At 58.7% G+C, this 22,171-nt stretch carries 24 protein-coding genes; 9 read left to right on the forward strand and 15 right to left on the reverse strand.

Annotation, left to right across the window (positions count from 1 at the left end):
• Position 1: 1 nt before the first annotated feature.
• Together cyoA and NKI37_RS19065 are read right to left on the reverse strand one after the other, a co-directional pair.
• Positions 2 to 967, reverse strand: a complete 966-nt coding sequence (cyoA, locus tag NKI37_RS19060; protein ID WP_023729508.1) for a ubiquinol oxidase subunit II — start codon at positions 965 to 967, stop codon at positions 2 to 4.
• Positions 968 to 1,164: 197 nt separating this feature from the next.
• Positions 1,165 to 2,055 (reverse strand): MBL fold metallo-hydrolase, encoded by an 891-nt coding sequence (locus NKI37_RS19065; protein WP_023681137.1) that lies wholly within the window; start codon positions 2,053 to 2,055, stop codon positions 1,165 to 1,167.
• A 299-nt stretch (positions 2,056 to 2,354) separates the two neighbouring features.
• Between NKI37_RS19065 and NKI37_RS19070 the strand changes: the two genes are divergently transcribed.
• Positions 2,355 to 3,512 carry a beta-glucosidase gene (locus tag NKI37_RS19070; protein WP_352597026.1) on the forward strand — a complete coding sequence of 386 codons (1,158 nt, stop codon included), beginning with the start codon at positions 2,355 to 2,357 and terminating at the stop codon, positions 3,510 to 3,512.
• A 69-nt stretch (positions 3,513 to 3,581) separates the two neighbouring features.
• On the opposite strand, the gene NKI37_RS19075 is transcribed toward NKI37_RS19070, so the two are convergent.
• Genes NKI37_RS19075 through NKI37_RS19085 form a run of 3 tightly spaced genes read right to left on the reverse strand, consistent with a single transcriptional unit; the run spans position 3,582 to position 6,468 of the window.
• Complete coding sequence (locus tag NKI37_RS19075) at positions 3,582 to 4,103, reverse strand: ferritin-like domain-containing protein (RefSeq protein ID WP_023687824.1); 522 nt, start codon at positions 4,101 to 4,103, stop codon at positions 3,582 to 3,584.
• A gap of 47 nt (positions 4,104 to 4,150) precedes the next feature.
• Positions 4,151 to 5,293: a UDP-galactopyranose mutase gene (gene glf, locus NKI37_RS19080; protein ID WP_023668033.1), complete on the reverse strand. Its 1,143-nt coding sequence runs from the start codon at positions 5,291 to 5,293 to the stop codon at positions 4,151 to 4,153.
• A 2-nt stretch (positions 5,294 to 5,295) separates the two neighbouring features.
• Positions 5,296 to 6,468 carry a glycosyltransferase family protein gene (locus NKI37_RS19085; RefSeq protein ID WP_352787396.1) on the reverse strand — a complete coding sequence of 391 codons (1,173 nt, stop codon included), beginning with the start codon at positions 6,466 to 6,468 and terminating at the stop codon, positions 5,296 to 5,298.
• A 353-nt stretch (positions 6,469 to 6,821) separates the two neighbouring features.
• Between NKI37_RS19085 and NKI37_RS19090 the strand changes: the two genes are divergently transcribed.
• Positions 6,822 to 7,739 carry a glycoside hydrolase family protein gene (locus tag NKI37_RS19090; protein WP_023700021.1) on the forward strand — a complete coding sequence of 306 codons (918 nt, stop codon included), beginning with the start codon at positions 6,822 to 6,824 and terminating at the stop codon, positions 7,737 to 7,739.
• A 183-nt stretch (positions 7,740 to 7,922) separates the two neighbouring features.
• Here the strand turns inward: NKI37_RS19090 and NKI37_RS19095 are convergent, their stop codons facing one another.
• Positions 7,923 to 8,099 carry a hypothetical protein gene (locus NKI37_RS19095; protein WP_155922451.1) on the reverse strand — a complete coding sequence of 59 codons (177 nt, stop codon included), beginning with the start codon at positions 8,097 to 8,099 and terminating at the stop codon, positions 7,923 to 7,925.
• A gap of 140 nt (positions 8,100 to 8,239) precedes the next feature.
• Here NKI37_RS19095 and NKI37_RS19100 point away from each other — a divergent pair, with 140 nt between their 5' ends.
• Entirely contained in the window at positions 8,240 to 8,749 is a 510-nt protein-coding gene (locus tag NKI37_RS19100; protein ID WP_352787394.1) for a pyridoxamine 5'-phosphate oxidase family protein, read from the forward strand.
• A 40-nt stretch (positions 8,750 to 8,789) separates the two neighbouring features.
• A complete protein-coding gene (locus NKI37_RS19105; RefSeq protein WP_352787392.1) occupies positions 8,790 to 9,389 on the forward strand; it encodes a cupin in 600 nt (199 codons plus the stop codon).
• Between the two features lies 1 nt (position 9,390).
• Here NKI37_RS19105 and NKI37_RS19110 read toward each other — a convergent pair whose 3' ends face one another.
• The 6 genes from NKI37_RS19110 to NKI37_RS19135 form a co-directional block, all read right to left on the reverse strand.
• Positions 9,391 to 9,687 (reverse strand): SemiSWEET family sugar transporter, encoded by a 297-nt coding sequence (locus tag NKI37_RS19110; RefSeq protein ID WP_023712197.1) that lies wholly within the window; start codon positions 9,685 to 9,687, stop codon positions 9,391 to 9,393.
• A gap of 14 nt (positions 9,688 to 9,701) precedes the next feature.
• Positions 9,702 to 10,271, reverse strand: coding sequence for a hypothetical protein (locus tag NKI37_RS19115; protein ID WP_352787389.1), 570 nt, complete (start codon positions 10,269 to 10,271; stop codon positions 9,702 to 9,704).
• A 118-nt stretch (positions 10,272 to 10,389) separates the two neighbouring features.
• The gene (xth, locus tag NKI37_RS19120) at positions 10,390 to 11,166 is read right to left on the reverse strand and encodes an exodeoxyribonuclease III (RefSeq protein WP_023668041.1); all 777 of its coding nucleotides are present in this window, start codon (positions 11,164 to 11,166) and stop codon (positions 10,390 to 10,392) included.
• Positions 11,167 to 11,234: 68 nt separating this feature from the next.
• Positions 11,235 to 11,447, reverse strand: coding sequence for a hypothetical protein (locus NKI37_RS19125; RefSeq protein ID WP_245259911.1), 213 nt, complete (start codon positions 11,445 to 11,447; stop codon positions 11,235 to 11,237).
• The gene (locus NKI37_RS19130; protein ID WP_352787386.1) at positions 11,444 to 11,608 is read right to left on the reverse strand and encodes a hypothetical protein; all 165 of its coding nucleotides are present in this window, start codon (positions 11,606 to 11,608) and stop codon (positions 11,444 to 11,446) included. Before NKI37_RS19130 ends, NKI37_RS19125 begins: the two co-directional genes overlap by 4 nt.
• Positions 11,609 to 11,661: 53 nt before the next feature.
• Positions 11,662 to 12,189 carry a YciE/YciF ferroxidase family protein gene (locus NKI37_RS19135; RefSeq protein ID WP_023681150.1) on the reverse strand — a complete coding sequence of 176 codons (528 nt, stop codon included), beginning with the start codon at positions 12,187 to 12,189 and terminating at the stop codon, positions 11,662 to 11,664.
• 423 nt (positions 12,190 to 12,612) lie between these two features.
• Between NKI37_RS19135 and NKI37_RS19140 the strand changes: the two genes are divergently transcribed.
• A complete protein-coding gene (locus NKI37_RS19140; RefSeq protein WP_023725501.1) occupies positions 12,613 to 14,013 on the forward strand; it encodes a phospholipase D family protein in 1,401 nt (466 codons plus the stop codon).
• Between the two features lie 91 nt (positions 14,014 to 14,104).
• On the opposite strand, the gene NKI37_RS19145 is transcribed toward NKI37_RS19140, so the two are convergent.
• Both NKI37_RS19145 and NKI37_RS19150 read right to left on the reverse strand, forming a co-directional pair.
• Positions 14,105 to 14,401, reverse strand: coding sequence for a hypothetical protein (locus NKI37_RS19145; protein ID WP_023752158.1), 297 nt, complete (start codon positions 14,399 to 14,401; stop codon positions 14,105 to 14,107).
• A gap of 73 nt (positions 14,402 to 14,474) precedes the next feature.
• Positions 14,475 to 15,467 carry a YihY/virulence factor BrkB family protein gene (locus tag NKI37_RS19150; protein WP_023748070.1) on the reverse strand — a complete coding sequence of 331 codons (993 nt, stop codon included), beginning with the start codon at positions 15,465 to 15,467 and terminating at the stop codon, positions 14,475 to 14,477.
• Between the two features lie 413 nt (positions 15,468 to 15,880).
• On the opposite strand from NKI37_RS19150, the gene NKI37_RS19155 reads away from it, so the two are divergent.
• Both NKI37_RS19155 and ligD read left to right on the forward strand, forming a co-directional pair.
• A complete protein-coding gene (locus NKI37_RS19155; protein ID WP_023687836.1) occupies positions 15,881 to 16,174 on the forward strand; it encodes a hypothetical protein in 294 nt (97 codons plus the stop codon).
• A 165-nt stretch (positions 16,175 to 16,339) separates the two neighbouring features.
• Positions 16,340 to 18,982 carry a DNA ligase D gene (gene ligD, locus NKI37_RS19160; RefSeq protein WP_352787384.1) on the forward strand — a complete coding sequence of 881 codons (2,643 nt, stop codon included), beginning with the start codon at positions 16,340 to 16,342 and terminating at the stop codon, positions 18,980 to 18,982.
• Positions 18,983 to 19,037: 55 nt separating this feature from the next.
• Here ligD and NKI37_RS19165 read toward each other — a convergent pair whose 3' ends face one another.
• Positions 19,038 to 19,508, reverse strand: coding sequence for a GFA family protein (locus NKI37_RS19165; protein WP_050590555.1), 471 nt, complete (start codon positions 19,506 to 19,508; stop codon positions 19,038 to 19,040).
• A gap of 190 nt (positions 19,509 to 19,698) precedes the next feature.
• On the opposite strand from NKI37_RS19165, the gene NKI37_RS19170 reads away from it, so the two are divergent.
• Together NKI37_RS19170 and NKI37_RS19175 are read left to right on the forward strand one after the other, a co-directional pair.
• Entirely contained in the window at positions 19,699 to 19,923 is a 225-nt protein-coding gene (locus tag NKI37_RS19170; protein WP_023712192.1) for a hypothetical protein, read from the forward strand.
• A gap of 290 nt (positions 19,924 to 20,213) precedes the next feature.
• Positions 20,214 to 21,704, forward strand: coding sequence for an alpha,alpha-trehalose-phosphate synthase (UDP-forming) (locus NKI37_RS19175; RefSeq protein ID WP_023712191.1), 1,491 nt, complete (start codon positions 20,214 to 20,216; stop codon positions 21,702 to 21,704).
• Positions 21,705 to 22,171 lie beyond the last annotated feature (467 nt).

Raw genomic sequence — 22,171 nt, forward strand, 5'->3', positions numbered from 1 at the left:
GTCATTCTGCGCCTTGTGGATGATGGGTCATCGTTGCCGCCGCCGCGGGTAATGCCCTTGGGCTCACCTGTGGCTCGCCGCTGGCTGCGCTCTCAGCAGGCCCCGGACCCGGTGCGAGCGTCTGCTGAACGACCGCTTCGAACAGCCCAGGCTGGACATGACCGAAGGAAGCCGGCGCCACATTTGTGCTTTGCCGGGCGAGTTCGCGATAGGCGTTGGCATTCAGCACGCCGCCCCCGCCACGCAGCGATGACGCCCAGCGGGTGAAGGCATCGGCTGAAACCGCGCTCACACTGAAATTCATATCCGAGAAGCCGTCGCCGCTGAAGTGCGCCGACTGGCCGAAAAAGCTGCCCTCGCGGTCGGCCTGCAGATGCAATTCGGTCTGCATGCCGTTCATGACGTAGACCATGCTGCCAAGCTGGGGCACGAAGAACGTGTTCATCACGCTGGCCGAGGTCAACTTGAAACGCACTGGAACACCGGCGGGGATAACCAGTTGATTGACAGCGCCCACGCCCTGCTCGGGATAGAGGAACAGCCATTTCCAGTCGAGCGCCACCACCTGAATGTCGAGCGGCGGCTGGCTAGAAGGGATCGGTTTGCGTGGATCGAGCTGATACGATCCGTAGTAGATCAGCCCGCCAATGAACAGGATGGTGAGCGTCGGGATCGACCAGACGATCAACTCCACGCGTCCCGAATAGGTGAACTCCGGGTTATAGCGGGCGTTGCTGTTCGAGGCGCGGAACTTCCAGGCGAATGCCAGAAGTGCAACAAGCGTGGGAACAACGATCACCAGCATCACCGCCAGCGAGTTCAAAAGGATCGTGCGATTGCCGACGCCAATTGGTCCTTGGGGATCGAGCACTCCCCCCGCGCAACCGGGCAAGAATGCGCCTCCGAGGATCCAGAGCAGTTGGCGTGTCAACTTAGGGCTGGATGGCAACAACACCGGTTCTGCAATCTCTCTTTGCGGGAACGCGCGTTAGAAGCATGCGTTCATCGGGTTTCCATCTGAGCCTCCCCATGGCGCGGAACCTCGCGGCACTTCGCAGGGTGTCGCCCCCTGAGCGAGTGCCCCAACTGTCGCCGGCCGGGTTTGTTCCGCTGGACCGAGTTACTCTGTCCGATGGTCCCGCGTTGGCCAATCCGACCATAATTTCAGAACGATGGCGGCTCGATTGGCCTAGCTATCGGCGACGCTGGCTCGCGCACGAATTTCAATTTCGGCGGGACGGCGAATACCCTGAACCGCTCAGCCAGGTTGTCGAGAGCCTGACGCATGCCCACTCCCGCAGCAGCCGCGCCGTGCCCACTGATGACCATCTGGGGGCCCAAGGCAGCCAGATGCTTCACGGACCTTTCCGCTGCATCCCAGTCTGGCGTGAAATAGCGCGGCGGACCGTGCATCTCGAGATCCTGAATGGCGACTTCATAGACCGACTCCTGACCGGTGGTGATGAAAGCGTCTCCTACGATGAGCGAGCGGTCTTGCTCGCGCCAGAGCGAGATATGCCCAGGGGCATGTCCGGGTGTGTGCAGCCATTGCCATCCGGGCATTCCGGGGATCGATCCATCGGCGGGCAAGGGTTGCAAACGGCTGCCAAGATCGATTGGCCCGCGTGGAAAAAGCGGTGAAAGCAGCGCCATCAGTCCACCCCCAACCCAGGGATCCGGTGGCGGATAGGATGTGGTGCCGTCCAAATAGGGGTGCTCGAGTGGATGGGCGAAGACAGGCACGTCCCAGCCATTTGCGAGTTCTAGAACCGTTCCCACATGGTCGAAATGGCCATGGGTCAGGATGATTGCAGCCGGCCGTGCGTTGACGCCGAACCGCTTTTCCGCGGCCGCTAGAATGCTGCTGCGAGACGTCGGCAACCCGGTATCGATCAGCACCCAGTTCCGATCTCCGCTGCCCGGTGCGCCGAAGAACACGACATTGACGATTGCTAGCCGCAAGTAACCCAGGTCCGGTGCGATGCTCCAAGCGCCGTCGCCACGATCCTCGCGCCTGGCGTGGTCGATCTCGGAAAGTCGAATCTGAACGGTCATGTGATCCCATGCCTCTGTTGTTGCCGAGCAGCCGCTCGAGTGGATGACGGCGGCTGTACATCGCCCCGAACTTGGGACGGGCCTCCTTGTTCCTCATTTGCACGCGGCGCCCGGACAGTTCACCACCGGAACAAAGGCTCTACCAATGGGTTCGGCACTACCCGGCCACGCAAGGACGAGCTGGACTGAGCAACGAACATGGGGCGCGCCCGACTGAATTCGGTATTTCGCCAACGCGGTTCCCGGTCCGGACAAGGCGGCCGAGTTCGAAGCCGATTGCCCAAAGGAGACTTCGAAAAATGAGCGAAGTGGGACGCCAGACGGAGGCCTCGGTTCCGGAAGCTTCGCGCTTCGCCAGTTTTTTCATGGCAGGCTTTGAATGCTCCTCGCACCGGCGCAAGGACGGCGTTCGCCTCGATCTTATTCGTGCGACCTCGCATAATTTGCATGCCCTGGGCGACTACCGCGGCTGCGCCGAACTCGGCCTTCGCACCATCCGCGACGGCCTGCGTTGGCATTTGATCGAAACCGCTCCCGGAGCCTATGACTGGTCAAGTTGGGCGCCAATGGTCGAGGCAGCCCGATCGGCAGGTGTTCAGGTAATCTGGGACATCTTCCACTACGGATCTCCGGACCATGTCGATCAGGGGTCGCTGCATTTCATCGACGCCTATGCCTCGTTCGCGGCAGAAGCCGTCAAGGTACACCGTTCGATCACCGGAACATCGCCTCTGTTGTGTCCCATCAACGAAATCTCCTTTTTCGCATGGGCTGTCGAGGTCGGCTATTTCCCGCGCGTGGGGCCGAACAAACGTGGATGGTTCAAGCGGCACCTCGTGAAGGCCGCCATCGCGGGTGTTCGTGCAATGCGGGAGATCGACCCCGCCTGCAGATTTGTCTGGGCCGAGCCGCTTATCCATATCGCCCCTCGCGACCGAACCCGCAGCGAACGGCGCCGGGCCGAAAACGCCCGACAGGGGCAGTTCGAAGCTTACGACATGTTGCTGGGCCGCGTCGAACCTGAGTTGGGCGGGAGCGAAGATGTTGTCGATGTCGTGGGCTTGAATTTTTACCCGCACAATCAATGGTACGTAAACGGGCCGACGATTCCGATGGGACACCACGAGTACCGCGCCCTGTCGGAAATGTTGCTAGAAGTTGCTCATCGATACGGCAAGCCGATGTTCATTGCGGAGACCGGCTCCGAGGGATCCGGCGGGCCGGCTTGGCTCCATTATGTCTGCGACGAGGTGCGTTCCGCAATCAGTCTCGGAGCGCCGATCGAGGGTATTTGCCTGTACCCGATAACGGCCTACCCGGGCTGGGACAATTCGCGACATGCCGAGGTCGGTTTGTTTTCCGTCATCCAGGCTGACGGCAGGCGACACCTGCGCAAACCCACAGCAGATGAACTGGCCCGTCAGCAAGCTCTTCTCGTGGCGGACACGACGCCTTGAAGAGGCCTCAAACGAGGGAGGGGCGGGCGAGCGTCTGTTTCGAAACGCCGCCCGCGCCGGTGCGGTGCATCAGCTTTTTGCAGTCGCCCCGGCCTCGCGCAGCCTGGCATACCGCATGGTAACGTCGCTCAGATTTTCCTTGAGCCAGTTGGCCATGGCTTCCTCTTCGTTCAGGTTCTGCTTGAGGGCCCTTTCAGCATCCTGGAAGCCCCCAGCGTCGGCCAGTACCAGCAGCGAATTGTAGGCAGCAATCTCGTAGTTCTCGAATGCGAAATTCGCCAGGCTGTTCTTGATGATCTCGTCGCCGGCCATCGAATGTCCAATGGCGGCCACGCTGCCAACCATCGACAAGGCGGTGTCCTTGAGGGTGGAGTGCTCCTCGCCAAGGCCCTCCAGGACGGACTCGAGTCTCGTGATCTGGCCTTCGGTTTCCTGAATGTGCCGGCGCAAGCGATCGGCCACCTCCGGATAGTTCTCTATACGCTCGACCTGAGGCTTCATGATCGACAGCGCTTGATTTTCCATGGCGTGCGCGTTGCGCAAGCCGACGATAAATATCTCACGGCTTTCCGAGTTGAAGTTTGTATCCATCGAGTTTCTCCTTCTGATACCCGCCCGATCTTCCGTCTTGAAAGAAACTATCTTCTCGGCTCGGCCAACAACGGCTCGTCCGTGCGCGCCCAGGCCGGGAGGCTTTTTTGGATGCGCGAGAAAGTGGCCAGAGCCTGTCCGACTACCTGGTCCATGTTGTAATAGCGGTAAGTTGCAAGCCGACCGACAAACCAGACGTCTGGGCAGCTTGCCGCGAGCGCTTCATAGCGCTTGTAGAGCACTTCGTTTTCGGGCCGGGGCACGGGATAGTACGGGTCCCCGATGTCCGTGGGGTATTCGTAGGTCAGGCTGGTCCGCGAACTCTGCTGGCCGGTCAGATGTTTGTACTCGGTAATGCGCGTGTAATCTTCCGTCTGGGGATAATTGACCACGGCAACCGGCTGAAATTGCTCGCAATCCAGTGTAACGTGCTCGAAACGAAGCGAACGATACGGAAGGTGCCCGAGCTGCCAGCCGAAATATTCATCGATCGGGCCGGTATAAACCATGCGCCTGAACGGTATCTTCTCACGAATTTCACGGAAGTCGGTCTGCAGCATGATCTTGATGTTCGGATGATCGAGCATGCGTTCGAACATCCGCGTGTACCCGCCGGCCGGCATTTTCTGGAAGCTGTCGCTGAAATAGCGGTCGTCACGGTTGGTCCTGGTCGGCACTCGTGCCGTCACGGATTTGCTCAGCTGACTGGGATCGACGCCCCATTGCTTTCTTGTGTAGCCGCGGAAGAATTTTTCATAGAGCTCGCGCCCCACGGTGCTGACGACGACGTCCTCAGCCGTTCGGACATCCTCCACCGTTTCGCGTCGCGACGCGAAGAAATCCTCCAGCTGTGCCGAGGTCAGGTCTAGCCCGTAAAGCCGGTTGATGGTGTCGAGATTGATTGGGATGGGAACCAGTTGCCCGTCCACGGCCGCCAACACCCTGTGCTCGTACGGCCGCCATTGCGTGAACTGCGAAAGGTGGTCCACGATCGTTTGGCTGTTGGTGTGGAAGATGTGCGGGCCGTAGCGATGGATGAGGATGCCGGCTTCATTGTAGCAGTCATAGGCGTTGCCTCCCACATGGCTGCGGCGATCGATCAGCAAAACGCTTTCCTGACGCTGCGACGCTATCCGTTCGGCAAGCACACTGCCGGCGAAACCCGCGCCGACGATCAGCCAATCGAACATGGCTATGCACTCCTGCGAAGGGGCACGACCTTCTTGCGTTGGTAGGCGCGCTCAATGTGAGCTGCCATGGCATTCCATGTCCGTTCCCAGGACATGTCCGCAAGATAGGCATCGACTTGCTGCAGGAGCATCTGACGCGGTCGCGAAAGGACGGAGCGCAGCTTGATTTCCAGATCGTCACAGTCGGCGATTTCCACCAGCCCGGCAGCACCGTAACTGCGCACCACGTCGACGATTGCCGTCGAGATCACCGGCAGACCCGCCGCGAGAAATTCCGGCGTCTTGGTCGGGCTGATGAAACGCGTCGCCTCGTTGAGGGCAAACGGCATCCATCCGGCGTCCCAATGGCGCAGATAGTCGGGCAGATCGCAGTAGGCTTTCGGGCCAAGCCAATGAAGGTTTTCGGCTTGCGGCAGGCTTGCAGGGTCGATCTTGACAACCGGACCGAGCATGACGAAATGCACGTCCGGCATTGTCTTTGCCGCTAGCGCCACGAGATCGACGTCCAGCCGCTCGTCGATGACGCCGAAATATCCAACCCTCGGGGAAGGAATGCCCGCCTGGTCGGCTGGGTCCCTTCCTGGCCGTCTTGCGGTGTGAAAGTGCCTCACATCGATGCTGCTCGGAAATGGAACGATGGCGGGATGGAGGTGACGCTTGGTCTCGAACAAGCTTAGACCACCGGTGAAAACCAGATCCGCGCGACGCAGAAGCTCCTTTTCCATCTGGCCCAGCTCGGGGGGCGCATTCCTGAACGCAGAGAGTTCGTCCATGCAGTCATAGACGCATATGTCTGGGTCGAGGAATTCCGTAAAGCGAAGAGCCATTGGGGTGTAGTACCAGGCGATCAGCCGGCTATGCGGCATAGAAGCGATGGTCTGCTGCACAAATCTCCGCTGGACGGCATCTGCTTTCGCGGCCGACGTGCCAAGCGGCAGCACTGGTGTGACAATCAGAATGTTTTCCGATCCCACGCTCGTCCGCATCAGCGGCTGCGGCAATTCTTCGAAAACGGGTTCTTCAAAGTAGACCACTCTCTGCTGAGCGGATGCGAGAGTGAGGAGATGCTGCGGACGCTGGTGAACAAAATTCCATCGTAAGTGGGAGAAGCAAACCAGTATATTTTCGCGACGAACATATTGACTGCCGGTTACCCCGCCAAAGGCCGCTTCCATTGACATACTCCCTCTGTGACACTATTTATGTTACGATTAACATTTGTTAATCGCGAATGGAGAGAACTACTTAGTTCCAGCTCCTAACTTTCGATCAGGTGAGTTGTTCCAACTGAAATGAAGAAGGCCCGGTCGCCCGCTTGGTCCACGCACGAAGCGGGATCTGGGTGCGGAGGCGAGGGCGGCTGTCGGAACCCGGCCGCCACTGAAAGCGTGGTTGAACGACGAATGCTGGTGGACAGCGGCATTGCCGTATTTGCGTTGAACTCGTTGGCTATAGAATGTGCCTAACATCAATGATTCGCCTGTATCTCTGCGCGTCTCCGACTGCCGAGGCGAATTCCGGGGCTGACATGAACATCAACTTTGAAACCAACGTTTTTCCACTGTTTCATCCGCAAAGCGTGGATGATCTCAAGGACCCGTGTCCTGTCTTCGATGGCCGTGTCTGGCACGTCTTCGGGTCAAGCGGCACGGTCACCACCGAGACGTGGAGAATCTTGCATGCCACGGCGCCCGATCTTTATGGGCCGTGGGCCGAGCATGAGCCGATCGAACTTCCAATCAACGGTACTGGTGTTGCGGCTCCCGGTGTGACCCACGAGTGCGGCGTCTTCCACATGTTCATCCAGACAGAATTCATGAAGTCGGGTGGCCGTTGCGAGCATGCGGTTTCCAACGACGGGTTCCATTGGGTAGTCCTCAGTCCGGCCATTCTGGCCATCCCGGACACGGAAGAGGACGGCATTTACGATCCGCATCCAGCAGTCATTGGCGGTGGGCGCTACCTGGTTTATTCGGCTATGCCAAAATTCACCAGGGTGCCTCAGCCCGACATCTATCTGGCACGTAGCCAGTCCGACTCGTGGTTCGGTCCGTGGAAGCGGATCGGCAAAATCCTCGACCACAACGATGTTCCCCACCATAACACCAGAGATGATCCCGACTACGAATGGGGCATTGAGGGCGCGCAACTGATCGAGCTGCCGGACGGCCGGGTGCTTCTCAACGCCACTTGCTTTCTTCCGAATGGCCTTCGGGGAAACCGGCAACGGGTGTTTTTTGCCATCGCCGACGAGGTCAGCGGCCCTTACGTTTCGATCGGCCCGGTGTTGGAGCCAGGTCAACCGGGCGAGAACGGCCACTCGACAGTGATGATCGATGGCAGTCAGCTTTCACTGTTCTACCAGAGCCGGGTTGCCACAACCGATCACCGATGGCGCTATGGTTTGGCCAGATGCGACGTCGCTCTCTTTTCAAAGGTCGCGTGATTCCAGGCTGCCATTAGCGCCTTGAGGCGGATGCGCGTCATGCGGCCATGGAACTCCGGAGGGTTGAAGGTGATCCGCGTCGGTGACGGTAGCAAAGTGTCATCGCGAAATGATGTCAGCCCGTTCGTCAATTGTCTCCGCGCATCGATGACACCGCCAGATGCCCGACTAATGGGCTCATAGCTATTTCTTCGGTCCCTTGACAGGGAATGTCGCGTCGCCGTCTTTTTTGCCGGAGATCACCCGCGGATCGGCGCTGGCGACGCCATCGTTTCCGCCGCCCTTGTGGTCCTTTTCCGACTGACCCTTAGCGTCCTGCTCGGGTGTCCGTCTTGATGTTCGAAGCGTCTTGTCCGCCATCATGGCCTCGCGTTTGCCATCCAAACTTCCGGCAATTTCGAAAGTTCCACCGCTTTAGCAAGCCGAAGGACCCAGTGAGTTGGAACGTCGTGGCGGGACGTGAGTTGTAAGCGAGGATATTCACCCGCAGGAGGACGCTTATGGCTAACCGCCGAGAGCAGCAGACGGACCTCACGCCCGCCGAGGCAACAGACCGCATCTGGGAACTCGCCGAGGACATCGACGTCTGCATGTTTGTGACCTGGGACGGCGAGTACAATCGAGCCCGTCCGCTATCTGCGCGTGTGGTCCGTGAAGAAAACGCCATATACTTCCTCGTCAATGACGACAGCGCCAAGAGCGAGCAACTGTCGACCTATCCAAAGGTCACATTGGCCTGGAGTGACAACAGCCACTACAAATACGTCACGATGTCAGGCCCGGCCACAGTGACAAATGACAGGGAAAAGATCGCCGAGCTCTGGGAGAAAACTGACTCAGCCTGGTGGGATAATGCCGATGATCCCGAGATTCGTCTGATAACGGTCAAACCCGACGAAGGCGAATTGTGGGACAGCCCGGGGCTAATGATGGCTACCGCAACGATGGTGTTTGCGGCCGTTACCGGCGCCAAGCCGAATGTGGGCGACAACGCAAAGGTCGAGCTCTGAGCGAGCGGCTAAACTAACCTCTGCTTTAGAGGCAGCGTCGATGAGCATTTTGGAAACCAGCAAGAAAGTGATCGAGAACGTCACCGGTTTCGCAAGACCGCGCAAGCAAGCTGTCGCCGGATTTGTGAGGCAGCGAAAGTCGAATGAGTTCTGGTTCAAGGATGATGGACTTGTACCCAATCATCCAGCATGGGCGCTCGTCGTTTATCGAGGCGCCGTCGAATTGCCCGAAGGACTTGATCCAGCAGCCGTCATGGAGGTGCTTTTCGATGCAAACGGATGGGGCGATAGCTGGCGAAACGGCATCCATGATTACGTTCACTATCATTCGCAAATACACGAGGTTCTGGGCATTGCCCGCGGAAATGCTGAAGTCCGGTTTGGGGGCAAGAAAGGACGAACGCTGTCGCTGAAGGCTGGCGACGTCGCGGTCCTCCCGGCAGGCACCGGGCACCAATGTCTCTCGGCATCCGATGACTTTTTGGTTGTCGGCGCGTATCCTCCATTTGGGACTTATGACGAATGTAGGAGCAAGGATCAGCATAGCGATGCGCTCGCAACCATCCCCAAGGTGGGGCGTCCGCGCAAGGATCCTGCATATGGTAGCCAAGGTCCGCTTCTGAAAAGTTGGAAGCGTTAATTTAGTCGTCGGGGTCGAAAGCCTTGGCAACCGCCTCTTTCTCAGCCTGCGGCAGGACTGTCATTGTGAGAATGAACGCTGACAGCAGGAGACAAACGCCATTCGTGATTATGATCGGCCACTCTGCCTTCATGATGCCGAAGGCCAGCCACAAGGCGAACCCCAACACAGTGATGGCATACGTCGGTGCGGAGATGCCGCTTGTCTCTCGTGTCCTGATGATTTTCCAGGCTTGCGGCGTGAAACTGCTCATCGAGCAGACGGTCGCGAGATAGCCGATGAGCGTGACTGTCTGCATGGAAGCGGCCTGCCCTACGTCGCAGATACGCGCTTGAGATCAGATACGCGGACCACGCCGTGCTGGCTGACAAAGGTCAGGGTGGAGGCCGTGCTCTGGCTCTGCGAAACACCGGATATGCGATGGTCGCCTGTGTCATAAATCTCCGTCTTTCCATGATCGTCGATGACCAGGCGGCTTCGCTCAGGAAACGCTGCGTAGCGCATATTGTTTTGAGAACCAGCGGCAGACGGGCTCCCAAGCTCCTCAGGCCACCATGAGCCGGCGTGGGCCATACCTGCAGAACGATAGCTCACATTCGTGTCGTCGCGTTGTGGCTTGGCGGGATGTTCGCGCAGGTAGGCCGAGAGCTCCGCCGCGATAGTGTTGAGCTTCGCCTTGAGGCTGTCATCGAACATGTCGCCGACCATCGTCATGCCGGAGGACCATCGTGACATTCCTCCGAAGTCGACGTGGCTGAACTGGGCCATGGTTCCACCACCACGCCGCAACGCCTCAAGGACAGCCATGACAGCGCCATCAGTGACGCCATGCTGGCGTGCAAGGCGCGCAATCAGTTCAGCTTCCTTTTGAGTGTTTGTCATCATTGCGTCCTTTGAATCGCTTGGCGCCGGCAGTCCTCATTGTTGACGATAGACATGCGCGGCGAAATGTAATCACGAAGGAGCGCCACTAGGTCTTCAGGCTCCTTGCCGAGGAAGCTCAATCAAGTTCTATCCAGGCTGGCGCATGATCGCTCGGCTTGTCCCATGCACGCGTTTCGGCATCTACTCCGGCATTCTTCAGGCGATCCAATAGGGATGAACTCAGCAAGAGATGGTCCATCCGGAGCCCGGAACTCCGATCGTACCCGCCGCGGTAGGAGAAGTTCCAATAGGTGTAAATTCCTTTTTCTGGATGAATGCGACGAACCGCATCGAACCAGCCCTGAGCAAGCATTTCGGCGTACGCGCTCCGGCTCTCGGGGAAGTAAACGGCATCGCCAACCCAGCGCCCCGGCACCGCCGCGTCGATCGGGCCTGGAACGACGTTATAGTCGCCGCACAGGATGGTCGGTGAGCTATCGCCGAGCAGCACCTGGCCATAGGTGATCAAACGTCGGAACCAGCGAAGTTTGTAGTCGAACTTCGGCCCCGGCGCTGGATTGCCATTGGGCAAATACAGGCAGCCGACAACAAGCCCATTCACATCTGCCTCGATGTAGCGGCTGTGCGAATCGTCGGGATCGCCCGGCAGACCTCGACGACGTTCCAGCGGCTCAATCCCGCGAGCGAGGATTGCCACGCCATTGTAGGACTTCTGTCCGTGCCAGATTGCGCCATAGCCGGCGTTTCTAATCGCATCGACGGGAAATTTTTCGTCAGAGGTCTTCAGTTCTTGAAGGCAGACGATGTCATAGCCGGTTTCGCCAAGCCACTTGAGAAGCACTGGCAGTCGGCCGTTGACGCCATTGACGTTGAAGGTTGCGATGCGGGTCATCTCGACGATTTAACGTCTTTGCGCCGCTTCGATGCGACATAGGGTCGGTAGCCAAATCTTGCCTTTTGTCATCGTCCATCTGCATTTTTGCTCGAAGCATTGGTGCTTTGACCGGAAGCAGCGGATGTCTTTGCATCTTTGGAATGCGCGGCAATCGCCGGACCCGCGCCGGTAGCTTTACGCATATCGCCGCTCCCCTTGCCGTCAGTCGATTTCTTGCTCAACAGTCCTGAGAAATATTTTCCAAAGAAGCCCATCCGACTCTCCATCTTGGCGCTCATTCGGCGACTTTGCGGGCCCTGAACTCATCTCTGCGCTGTTCTCGCAGCTGCCGAGGATCGCTGCGTGAACCGCCAAGGGCGCGGCGCCTGACCAGCGCGGCCGAACACTCAAGCAGGAAACTTTCCAGTCCTTTGTAGATATGCGTGATCATGTCCTTCATCTCCGGGACCGCCTCGGCACATTGGTCGCCGAGGCGGTTCGGTAGGCGATCAATCAAGCCGCTTTCCGTTCTGCCGCTCGTTCGTTGACGCCGGCTTCACCGAGGGCAGTCAACGCCTCGTCGGTGGCCTTCTCCTCCTCAAGTGTCGCATTGAGGAGCGCAACCACGTCATCCTTGCCGAGGGTCGTAGCCCAGGCGATCAGGGTTCCATACCTGGCGATCTCGTAGTGCTCCACGGCTTGCGCGGCACCGACGAGCCCTGCATCGAGCGAAGTCGAACCCTTGTACTCCTGAAGGATTTCAGATCCTTCCTCCAGGATGCCGTCGATCGCCGGGCAGGTTTTGCCGCGCGCGGCAGCGCCGAGAATCTCGAAGACCTCCTCCAGACGTTCGACCTGCCCCTCGGTTTCAGCGAGGTGCTTCTCGAATGCTGCCGAAACTTGCTCTTCGGATGCGCCTTTGGCCATCTTCGGCAAGGCTTTCAGAATTTTCTTCTCGGCATAGTAGATGTCTTTGAGGCCATCGAGGAAAAGGTCCTCCAGGTCCTTGTTGTTGCCATTGGCTTTCTTGGCAGTGGGCATTGTGCCGTCTCCTCTGTTGAAAATTGCCCGTCGCGAGCATTTTCTTAACTCGGAAACCCGAACCCGGTTCCGGCATAATGGAGATATCTAAATTTAAAGGGTCGTGCGCTTCAGTGAGAACAACGACCACGTCATTCTCGTCGAAGAGCCGCGGCGGGGCGCACGCCATCGGGCTCTCGCTGACAGTTCACGGTGTGAGGGGCTGGGACTACAGGAGAAGCAAGTTCCGCGGCGGCAGCAGAGCAGTCGGGGCAACGCCTCTCAAGCCTCCTTACCGCTCTGCAGCCGCTTGATTGCTGGGCCCCGCTTGCATCCAGGAATTGGGTGATTGGACGGCTGCGTATGCAACCAGAATACCTCAGAATGGTTCTAGCTATGATTTGAGCGGGATGGCGCGAGCGCCGTCCAAAGGTGGCAATTTTCATGGACGTATCACTTTCGCGAACCGCAGACGACAACATCAAAACCGGCAAGAGCGGCTTGCTGCTTGTCTCGGACAATTATGACGCTTTCGCTCTGCGCGTGCTGGCCGCAAGGAGCGCTGAGCGCAGCCTCGACCTGATGTACTACCTTTGGCATGATGATCACACCGGCCGCTTGCTGCTTCGCGAGGTTTTTCGAGCTGCTGAGCGCGGTGTTCGGGTGCGCATGCTCCTTGACGACGTCAATCCGCGTAAAAATGATGCGGCATATCTGGCGCTGAACAACCATCCAAACATCGAATTGAAGTTGTTCAATCCGAGCGGTATCAGGCGCGGCCGGATCATGCGTGGTGTGGAAGTGCTGTTGCGGCTCTTTGCATTGACACGACGGATGCACAACAAGGCTTGGATCGTTGACGACAAATTTGCCATTGTCGGCGGTCGGAATGTTGGCGATGCCTATTTCGATGCGGCAGAAACCAATTTCCGGGACCTCGATCTGCTGCTCCTGGGGCCTGCGGTACGGCAAACCGCGGCGATATTCGATGCCTTCTGGGCTTGCAATGAAGCCAAGCCAATCAAAACCTTGGGATCAGTGGCTGAGCATGAGCATGCCAAATGGCTTGAAGGAAGCGATACCGGCCCCGATCCCAAATTCTTGAACGGCATCGGCAACCGGGGCTCGATCACGGAGTTTATTGCGGCCAGCAACGACGTTCATTGGGTGGATGGCGTGCGGGTCATTTCCGATCCGCCGGAGAAGGTTCGTGGTTGGAGACGTCGCAGCTGGCTTATGAAAGAGCTGCGTCCGATCATCCAATCCACGCGCGGGTGTCTGGAAATTGTGTCGCCCTATTTCATCCCCGGCAAAAGGGGCACAGCGATCTTGCTGGACCTTGTCGGCGCCGGTGTTGACGTTTCGGTTCTGACCAATTCCCTGGCCGCCACGGACGTCGCCGCAGTCCATGGCGCTTACGCAAATTATCGCAAGCGGCTGCTGAGGAATGGCGTCAATATTTTCGAGCTTCAGCCGTTCAACCGGCGCTCGGCAATCTCGGTGTTTGGCTCGAAGGGCGCCAGTCTGCATACGAAAGCTTTCACCGTCGACGACAATATCGGCTTCGTCGGTTCCTTCAATTTCGATCCACGGTCAGTGTCCTTGAACTCGGAAATGGGCGTGCTGTTTGAGGATCCGAAATTGGTCGCCGAGTTGCGGCATCGATTCCAATCGGAAATATCTCCGGAAACAAGCTATCGGCTCGAACTGAAACACAATGTCCTGCATTGGCATGGATGCGGCGAAGGCAAGATTCAGGACTATACGCATGAACCAGAAGCCGGATTTTTTCGCCGTATCCTGGCGGTCTTCGTCCGTCACCTCCCGATCGAATCTCAGCTCTAGCATCCGACGATGGCCGAGGACCTCGCGATCTCAGCAAATTGCCCTGCCGGGGATCGCGTGAGCGAAACGTGAAACCCTGATCTACCACGGGTCAGCCAGACCGCATCACACCCGGTTCTTCGACAACCGCGTCGCCAGTCCCATGCTGTCCGGCGTCCGGATCACTCGGCAACACGTCGGAAAAATTGACTGTGGCGACCAGATATCCGGCTTCATCGTAGACCTTGATAGTCGATCCCGATTGCTTGGTTCCTGACCCAGGTTCCGCCGCCACCGCTACGCGCGCCATCTCTATTGCTCTTGGACTGGCCATCTCCGCACTCGCTAGCTCTTCCTGGAAAGCAGTAGTCTGGCCGGATACTGTCGTCTCAAAGCGAAATTTTGGCATGGGCAACCTCCTGTTCCTATGCAATTCCGGTGTCCGGGTTGCGTTCCAAAGAAACAGAATTGGTGGGAAGCAGCTAAGATCGCCGCGATGGCCAGACCCGTGTCGCCACGAAGGTCAGCAAACCCGTGATCACAATCCAGGCTTGCACCTCGCGTTGGATAGTTGGCCCAGGGTTCGATGTCTGTCGCGACGGGCTCTCTGCCTCCACTATCGGTTGAAGGTCGGACCGACTGCCGAGACGGACGGAATAGGCCCGCGTGAACTCGGCGCCGAGCAGGAAGATCTCAGACGAATAGTAAACCCAAAGCAGCACGACCAGCAGTGCACCCGCCGCGCCATAGGAGGATGCGATCGCGCTGGTTCCGATATACCAGCCAATCAGCGACTTGCCGATGGTGAAGAGCAAAGCGGTCACTGCCGCGCCAATTGCGACATCGCGCCAAGCGAGCGACCGGTCCGGCAGGATCTTGAAGATCGCGGCAAACAGAGCGGAAATCAGCACGAAGGATACAATGCCGTTTATCGACGCGAGAATGATCGTGCCGAACGGCAGATGGGCGTTGATGACAGCGCCAAGCGCGGAAATGGCGGCACTCGCCGCCAACGACACAAGCAGTAGAAATCCCAACGCTGCAACCAGACCCAGGCTGGCCGCCCGCGCCCGCACCAATCGCGACACAGACATGGGTGGTGGGTCAATCTTCCAGATTGTGTTGAGCGAAAGCTGCATTTCGCCAAACACCCCGGAGGCTGTCACGAAGAGGGTGACGATGCCCACCAAGGTGGCAACAGTGCCGGCGGTTCTGTGAGAAGCGCTTTCGATGGTGCTGCGCAGAAGGTCGCCGGTTTGCGATCCCATCACGCCTGCGATTTCGGCCGACAGAGCGAGTTGAGCTGCTTCATGCCCAAAGACAAGTCCAGCAATCGCAACAACGATCAACAAGATCGGGGCCAGGGACGTAACGGCATAGAACGCCATCGCCGCACCGTGGCTGAGGGCATTGTCGTTGATGAATCCGAGGATGCTCTCCTTGCCAAGAACCCAGGCCTCGCGTGCCACCCGCATGGGGAATTCCTTTTGCCTCACGAGCAACCTAGTGCTGTCGGCAACGAAAGCGAGACCTGCCGCCAGTGCGCGAGGCGCGATTGCAGAGACACGCCCGCTTGTCTCTGCACGAACGGCCAGAAATGTTCCATGCGGCGCCGGAACTCGCCGGGCTCGTAATGGTTATCGGTCATCCGATTGGAGTGATCAAAAATGCCTGATAATGAAAACCGTCGCGAGACCGGCGCAACGAAGTACCCGGCTAGAACAGGTCCTGATCCTTCGGATGCGTTCTCTCAGGATGCGGCCGGCAACAAGAAACCCAAGAGTGGGGTCGGTCTGACGCGGCCAGTCAATGAGGTGGATGACAAGACGCACCAATCCGATGGCCAGAACGCCCCGGCGAGGCCGGGCAGCGGAAACACGGTTAAGCCATGAACGTTGCCAATCTTCAGCTTGAAGGGTTGATGATGGCGGTCGCGTCAATCAACAACCTGCTCGTTCACAAAGGTCTGCTGTCAATTGACGAGATCGATACCGCCCTGCGAAAGGCAGAGGCGTCCATGACAGGTGACGAGCGGACCTACGAAGACATGTCACCGGCCAACCGTGACGCGATCTGCTTCCCGATCAGGCTTCTGCAGATCGCAAACAACGCGCAAGGCGAACTGGACATCCCACCATTTTCAGAGCTTGCAAAAATGGTTGGGCAAACCAAGGAACCTTAACGTCAGCGGTGACGACATGACGTGTAATCTCCGTGAAGGCCTACATTTGACGGCGATGCCACTCTGAAGCGGAAAAGCAGCATCGGCGCCGTCTCGGCCATGAACCGAACCAAATCTCACCCACTGCGTTGAGTCCGGCGTTGCGTCATTAGTCGGGGCACTTCCATGAAAACGGGCGAGCTTTCAACCTACCGGGCCAAAAGGGACTTCGCGAAGACGAAAGAGCCCAGCGGCGAAAGCTCGATTGCGGGTTCGAATCGACTTCGGTTTGTCATCCAAAAACACGCGGCCACGCGGCTGCACTATGATCTTCGCCTCGAGCTTGGCGGGGTCTTCAAATCATGGGCTGTGACCAAAGGTCCATCACTGGATCCTCACGACAAACGACTTGCCGTGGAGGTTGAGGACCACCCGCTGGAGTACGGCGACTTCGAAGGCACAATTCCCAAAGGACAATATGGTGGCGGCACGGTGCAGTTGTGGGATCGCGGATATTGGGAACCGGAAGGCGCCATGTCTCCCGAAAAGGCGTTGGAAAAAGGCGACCTGAAATTCACGCTGCAGGGCAAGCGCCTGCATGGAAGCTTCGTCCTCGTGCGCATGAAGCATGACCGCAATGGCGGGAAGCGGACCAACTGGCTGCTGATCAAACACCGCGACAAATACGCGACAGAGGGCAATGGCGATGCGGTGCTGGCTCAGGATCGATCCGTCGCCTCGGGTCGGAGCATGGAGAGGATTGCAGCGGGGAAGGGGGCAGGTCCGAAGCCGTTCATGATGAAAGGTTCATCGTTGGCCGATGCGGATGCCGTTTGGGACAGCAAGCGCGGCCATGCCGACAAGCGCGCCGCCAGGTCGGCAAAGCCTGCTCCGCGGCCGAAGCGAGCCGCTGGTGCCTCAGCGGCGAAGATGCCCGACTTCATCCCACCACAGCTTTGCGCGACGCTCTCCCGGCCGCCGGCCGGGACGAACTGGGTTCACGAAATCAAGTTTGACGGTTATCGCGTCCAGTTGCGCGTGGAAGACAAGGACATCGCGCTTAGGACCCGCAAGGGTCTTGACTGGACGGAGAAATTTGGCGCCATCGCAAAGGAGGCCGCCAGTCTTCCCAACGTCATCATCGACGGCGAGATCGTAGCGCTTGGCGAGAACGGCGCGCCCGATTTTGCCGCACTGCAGGCAGCGCTGTCGGAGCGCCGGACGAAGGACCTGATCTACTTTGCCTTTGACCTGCTCTTCGCAAATGGCGTCGATCTGCGAAAGATGCCTCTCTCACAACGGAAGGAACGTCTGAGCGAGATGCTCGGCGAAGTCGATCGCGGCGCGCAAAATCTCATCCGCTATGTCGAGCACTTCAGCAATGGCGGCGACGCGGTGCTGCGTTCTGCCTGTCGCCTTTCGCTTGAGGGGATTGTCTCCAAGAGGGCCGATGCAACCTATGTTTCGGGGAGGACCGACACCTGGGCCAAATCGAAATGCCGCGCCGGGCATGAGGTGGTCATCGGCGGCTGGTCGACGACCAACGGCAAATTCCGGTCATTGCTCGTCGGCGTCAATCGCGGTGAACATTTCGCCTATATCGGCCGTGTGGGGACCGGATTCAGCGAGGCAAAGGTCAAGCAGCTGATGCCCAGGCTGCAGGAGATGAAAGCCGCGACGTCGCCGTTTACCGGCGATGGCGCACCGAAAAGGAATTCAACCGTCTTCTGGACGAAGCCGGAATTGGTCGCGGAAATCGAGTTCGCCGGCTGGACCGGGGGTGGCAATATCCGGCAGGCCGCCTTCAAAGGCCTGCGTGAAGACAAGCCCGCAAAAGACGTCGAGGCCGAGCGTCCAGCTGATCCTCAAGAGACGCCGATTGCCGACCCTGCCAAGGTGACTGGCAAGACAGGAAAAAGCCCGGTTGTCATGGGCGTCATCATTTCCAAGCCGGACAAGCCGCTTTGGCCGAATGCCGGCGACGGTCAGCCCGTCGACAAGCTCGATCTTGCAGAATATTTCGAGACCGTTGGCCCCTGGATGATCAGACATATCAAAGGTCGTCCCTGTTCACTCGTGCGCGCGCCGGATGGCTACGCCGGCGAGCAGTTTTTCCAGCGCCACGCAATGCCAGGCACATCCAATCTGCTGGAACTGGTAAAAGTCTTCGGCGATCACAAACCGTATCTGCACATCGACCGCGTCGAGGGTCTGGCCGCGATCGCCCAGATAGGCGGCCTTGAGCTTCACCCCTGGAATTGCCAGCCGGGTCATCCCGAAATACCTGGCCGACTTGTCTTCGACCTTGACCCCGGTCCGGAAGTCCCTTTTGCGAAGGTGGTCGCGGCAGCCAAGGAAATGCGCGATCGTCTCGAAGATCTGGGCTTGGTGAGCTTCTGCAAAACCACGGGGGGCAAAGGCTTGCATGTCGTGACGCCATTGGCGGCCGAACGCAGCAAGACGACATGGGCCGAGGCCAAGGCCTTCGCAAAGGCCGTCTGCATCCAGATGGCGGCAGATAGCCCGGATCTCTACCTCGTCAACATGGCCAAGAAGCTGCGGACATCCCGGATTTTTCTCGACTATCTCAGGAATGATCGCATGGCGACAGCCGTCGCCCCTCTCTCCCCTCGCGCCAGGGAAGGCGCGACTGTATCCATGCCGCTGACCTGGAGTCAGGTGAAGGCGGATCTCGATCCGAAAAAATACACCGTTCGCACGGTTCCGGGCCACCTGAAAAAGACCGTCGCCTGGGCCGACTACGACGATGGCGAACGGTCGATCAGCATCGCCATCAAACGGATCGGTTCAGCAAAGCTCGCCGCATGACGACGTCGGTTCGCGCTGGCTTGCAGGTACGAGGCCCAAAGTCCAACCTCCTGCCTCACCGGTCTCTGGGATTGCCCAGGGCGGGGTCGCGCGCCCGGGTGTAGCCCTCGACGCGAGGCAAACCGTCATCCATCCTGATAAACGGCAGTCGCATTTCCCAATAGGCTTGAGCTTGGGGATGGAACTTCTCGGGCGCGTCCATGAATCCGATCGAGATGTAGAACTCGTTTGGCAAGCCTTCATCGGTGTACCCAATCGAGGTGCCACATTCCGAACAGAAGGAGCGCACGACGCCCCTGGTTTTCGAGAATGTTTTTGGTTTTGGGCCGAGCCAATCGACCTGATCTGGACGATAGCCAATCCAGATCGTCAGTGGGCTGCCGATCGCTCGTCGGCAGTCATCGTCGTGGTCGAAACAAATCCAAAAGGGATCGCCACTGAATTCAGCTGTGATGGCTCCGCAAAAGCAACGCCCTCGATCAATCCGGGCCGGTTTTCTGATCGTCGTTCGGGGTTTGTCGTCCATGGTAATCTTCCGGCCAGCGTGGTGGCGTAACGCCGCGGACGGCAAGCAGTTCCTTTGGACGTCAGAGAGCCGCAGACGCGCAACCGGCGGGCTGCTCGTCAATATCATTTGAGGCAGGTCAGGCCTTAATTTGTTGGGAACATTTTTTCAGGTCCGCACTTTGTTCGCCGTCTGACCAAAGGAGGCGACCTTGAAAACACGACGCATCGACAGGGAAAAGATCGAGAGGGCGGATCGAGAAGCCAAGTTGCTGTTGCAAGCGGAGCGGCATGCCAGGGAAGCCAAGACGGCGCGGCTTAGAGAACAGCGACAGTTATTGGAGGCATCGATAGCGCAGACCCCGCCCGCGCCCGCAGCGGTAAAGCCGCCGCCCCGTCAACGAAAGCCGACGCGCAAGGTAATCGAGGTGGACTGACGGTTTGGTCAGTTGACGCTTTTGCCAAGGTGGGGAGTTGATATGACAGGGCAGGAGATCCGGCAGCATGAATACCAAAGCGGTAAGTCCGGCCGTCGCCAAAGCCACGGCTGCTCGGCATGCTGGATCAAGGCCTCATCACCGGTGCGTCCGACGACGATCCTGCGAGAGCCGCTGAAAAAGGCGCCCGAGCGGGCCGAGAACCAGCGAATCCGGCTGGACACTTACGTCGGGAACAATCGCACGCGCGGACCGTTCCCCAAGCGAATCTTCACGCTCAGGATTTGCTCTTGTTGCAGCGACCGGACGAAATTCTCAACGAGGCCTCGCAAACGGTTGGTGATCCCCTTGAGCGCGACGCCGTAGGTGGGGAGGCTGAGCTAACGGGCGATCGCGCCATCCCGCGTCGTCTGGTTGTCGTCTCGAACAGGCTGGGGAACATTCGCGATCTGCAAGCCGGCGGACTTGCTGTAGGCATCGGGGATGCGTTGGCCGAGCGTGGAGGCCTATGGCTAGGAGCAAGCGCCGAGTATCAGGACTACGCCGCGAGCGACGAACCGCTGATCCGCTTGGAACGCGTGGGAAAGATCGAGACAGCTGCGCTTACCCTGCCGTATGAGGAGTATTCGCTCTATTACAATGGCTATGCCAACAGCACGCTGTGGCCGCTTTTTCATTACCGACTGGACCTCGTGAACCACCGGGCAGAGTTTCTACAGGCTTACCGGCAGATCAATGCGCGGTTCGCGAAGGCGCTCGCAGGACTGCTGTCGGGCGACGACGACCTGGTGTGGGTTCACGACTACCACCTTATCCCCTTGGCCGCCCAGTTGCGGCGGCTGGGAGTCCGGAATCGGATCGGGTTTTTTCTTCACATACCGTTCCCGCCGCCTGACCTGTTTGTAGCCACGCCCGATCATAAAGAACTCATCGATGACCTGCTTCAATATGACGTCGTGGGGTTCCAGACCGAAACGGACGTGGGGAATTTCCGGCGCTCAGTGCAGGCGGCCAACTCCATTACTTTTGATATCAATGGTTCGGCTGAGATGAACGGCCGCACGGTGTTGTCGAGATGTTTTCCGATCGGCATCGACGTCGATTCAATCGCACGCATGGCCAATGAGGCGGCGGAGGATGTGCAGATCGATTCCATGCGCCGCCAGATTCTGGGCCTCAAGCAAATCATCGGCGTCGATCGGCTGGACTACTCCAAGGGTCTCCCCGGCCGCATGCAGGCTTTCGCTCGTCTTTTGGAAAGGCATCCGGAACACGAGCGAGCGGCAACCTATTTGCAGATTGCGTCGCCGACGCGCGAGGAGGTCAGCGCCTATGCCGACATCCGGGCCCAGCTTGAGGCAACCGCCGGCGCGATCAACGGAAGATACGCGGATTTGGCTTGGACCCCGATCCGCTACATCCACCGTGCCGTATCACGCTCTCGGCTTGCTGGCCTGTTGCGCGCTAGCCAGGTCGGATTGGTCACGCCCCTGCGTGACGGAATGAACCTCGTCGCCAAGGAATACATAGCCGCGCAGGACGAAGCCGATCCCGGAGTGCTGGTATTGTCGCGTTTTGCAGGTGCGGCCGAAGAACTTGCCGAATCCTTGATCGTGAACCCGTATGCGGTCGACGAGGTTGCCGACGCGATCGCAAAAGCGCTCGCGATGCCGCTTGGGCAAAGAATTGCAAGGCATAGTGCACTGCTCAAGCGCATCACGCGCAATGACGCAGCAGAATGGCGGCGGTCATTTCTCGCCACGCTCGCGGGCGAGAACTAGCGCCTGGCATCGATGCCTGAATCAGTCCGTGTGTCACGGGTTCCCACGCGGCCATAGCCCGGCCATAACCCGGCTTGCCTAGCAGTTCGAAAGGCCTTGAAGCTGATCATGTACCTTGTCAGCCCGCATCAGAAACTTTTCGCTCGTTGCCGGAAGCGCGATAGCCCGCCTCAATCGGTGGCTATCGAAGGTTCCACGGAACACACCGCCGGTCCGGTCGTTTGGGCTCTGATAGGAGATCTGCGATGACAAGGAACCCCACGCGAAAGGACAGTGATCTCTCTGAAAAAGAGGCAATCAAGTTGGCCGAAGTCACCGACGTGTCACCCGGGCAGGCCAAAGAGCTTGCAGCCGAGCACGGCAAAGACGGCGCCAAGAAGGAAGCAAGAAATTACAAGGCGGAGGGCTGACTATGGCGGCCAGTGGATCCGCAAACGACAGAGACGCACGAGCCACCCTCTACGCAC

It is taken from the genome of Mesorhizobium sp. M0626 (genome assembly GCF_040320665.1).
Taxonomy (GTDB): domain Bacteria; phylum Pseudomonadota; class Alphaproteobacteria; order Rhizobiales; family Rhizobiaceae; genus Mesorhizobium.

Excerpts from the sequence above, each read along its gene's own strand:
- NKI37_RS19065 (WP_023681137.1), bottom strand. The coding sequence starts at position 2,055 with ATGACCGTTCAGATTCGACTTTCCGAGATCGACCACGCCAGGCGCGAG.
- NKI37_RS19070 (WP_352597026.1), top strand. The coding sequence starts at position 2,355 with ATGAGCGAAGTGGGACGCCAGACGGAGGCCTCGGTTCCGGAAGCTTCG.
- NKI37_RS19075 (WP_023687824.1), bottom strand. The coding sequence starts at position 4,103 with ATGGATACAAACTTCAACTCGGAAAGCCGTGAGATATTTATCGTCGGC.
- glf (WP_023668033.1), bottom strand. The coding sequence starts at position 5,293 with ATGTTCGATTGGCTGATCGTCGGCGCGGGTTTCGCCGGCAGTGTGCTT.
- NKI37_RS19085 (WP_352787396.1), bottom strand. The coding sequence starts at position 6,468 with ATGGAAGCGGCCTTTGGCGGGGTAACCGGCAGTCAATATGTTCGTCGC.
- NKI37_RS19090 (WP_023700021.1), top strand. The coding sequence starts at position 6,822 with ATGAACATCAACTTTGAAACCAACGTTTTTCCACTGTTTCATCCGCAA.
- NKI37_RS19095 (WP_155922451.1), bottom strand. The coding sequence starts at position 8,099 with ATGGCGGACAAGACGCTTCGAACATCAAGACGGACACCCGAGCAGGAC.
- NKI37_RS19100 (WP_352787394.1), top strand. The coding sequence starts at position 8,240 with ATGGCTAACCGCCGAGAGCAGCAGACGGACCTCACGCCCGCCGAGGCA.
- NKI37_RS19105 (WP_352787392.1), top strand. The coding sequence starts at position 8,790 with ATGAGCATTTTGGAAACCAGCAAGAAAGTGATCGAGAACGTCACCGGT.
- NKI37_RS19110 (WP_023712197.1), bottom strand. The coding sequence starts at position 9,687 with ATGCAGACAGTCACGCTCATCGGCTATCTCGCGACCGTCTGCTCGATG.
- NKI37_RS19115 (WP_352787389.1), bottom strand. The coding sequence starts at position 10,271 with ATGACAAACACTCAAAAGGAAGCTGAACTGATTGCGCGCCTTGCACGC.
- xth (WP_023668041.1), bottom strand. The coding sequence starts at position 11,166 with ATGACCCGCATCGCAACCTTCAACGTCAATGGCGTCAACGGCCGACTG.
- NKI37_RS19125 (WP_245259911.1), bottom strand. The coding sequence starts at position 11,447 with ATGAGCGCCAAGATGGAGAGTCGGATGGGCTTCTTTGGAAAATATTTC.
- NKI37_RS19130 (WP_352787386.1), bottom strand. The coding sequence starts at position 11,608 with ATGAAGGACATGATCACGCATATCTACAAAGGACTGGAAAGTTTCCTG.
- NKI37_RS19135 (WP_023681150.1), bottom strand. The coding sequence starts at position 12,189 with ATGCCCACTGCCAAGAAAGCCAATGGCAACAACAAGGACCTGGAGGAC.
- NKI37_RS19140 (WP_023725501.1), top strand. The coding sequence starts at position 12,613 with ATGGACGTATCACTTTCGCGAACCGCAGACGACAACATCAAAACCGGC.
- NKI37_RS19145 (WP_023752158.1), bottom strand. The coding sequence starts at position 14,401 with ATGCCAAAATTTCGCTTTGAGACGACAGTATCCGGCCAGACTACTGCT.
- NKI37_RS19150 (WP_023748070.1), bottom strand. The coding sequence starts at position 15,467 with ATGCGGGTGGCACGCGAGGCCTGGGTTCTTGGCAAGGAGAGCATCCTC.
- NKI37_RS19155 (WP_023687836.1), top strand. The coding sequence starts at position 15,881 with ATGAACGTTGCCAATCTTCAGCTTGAAGGGTTGATGATGGCGGTCGCG.
- ligD (WP_352787384.1), top strand. The coding sequence starts at position 16,340 with ATGAAAACGGGCGAGCTTTCAACCTACCGGGCCAAAAGGGACTTCGCG.
- NKI37_RS19165 (WP_050590555.1), bottom strand. The coding sequence starts at position 19,508 with ATGGACGACAAACCCCGAACGACGATCAGAAAACCGGCCCGGATTGAT.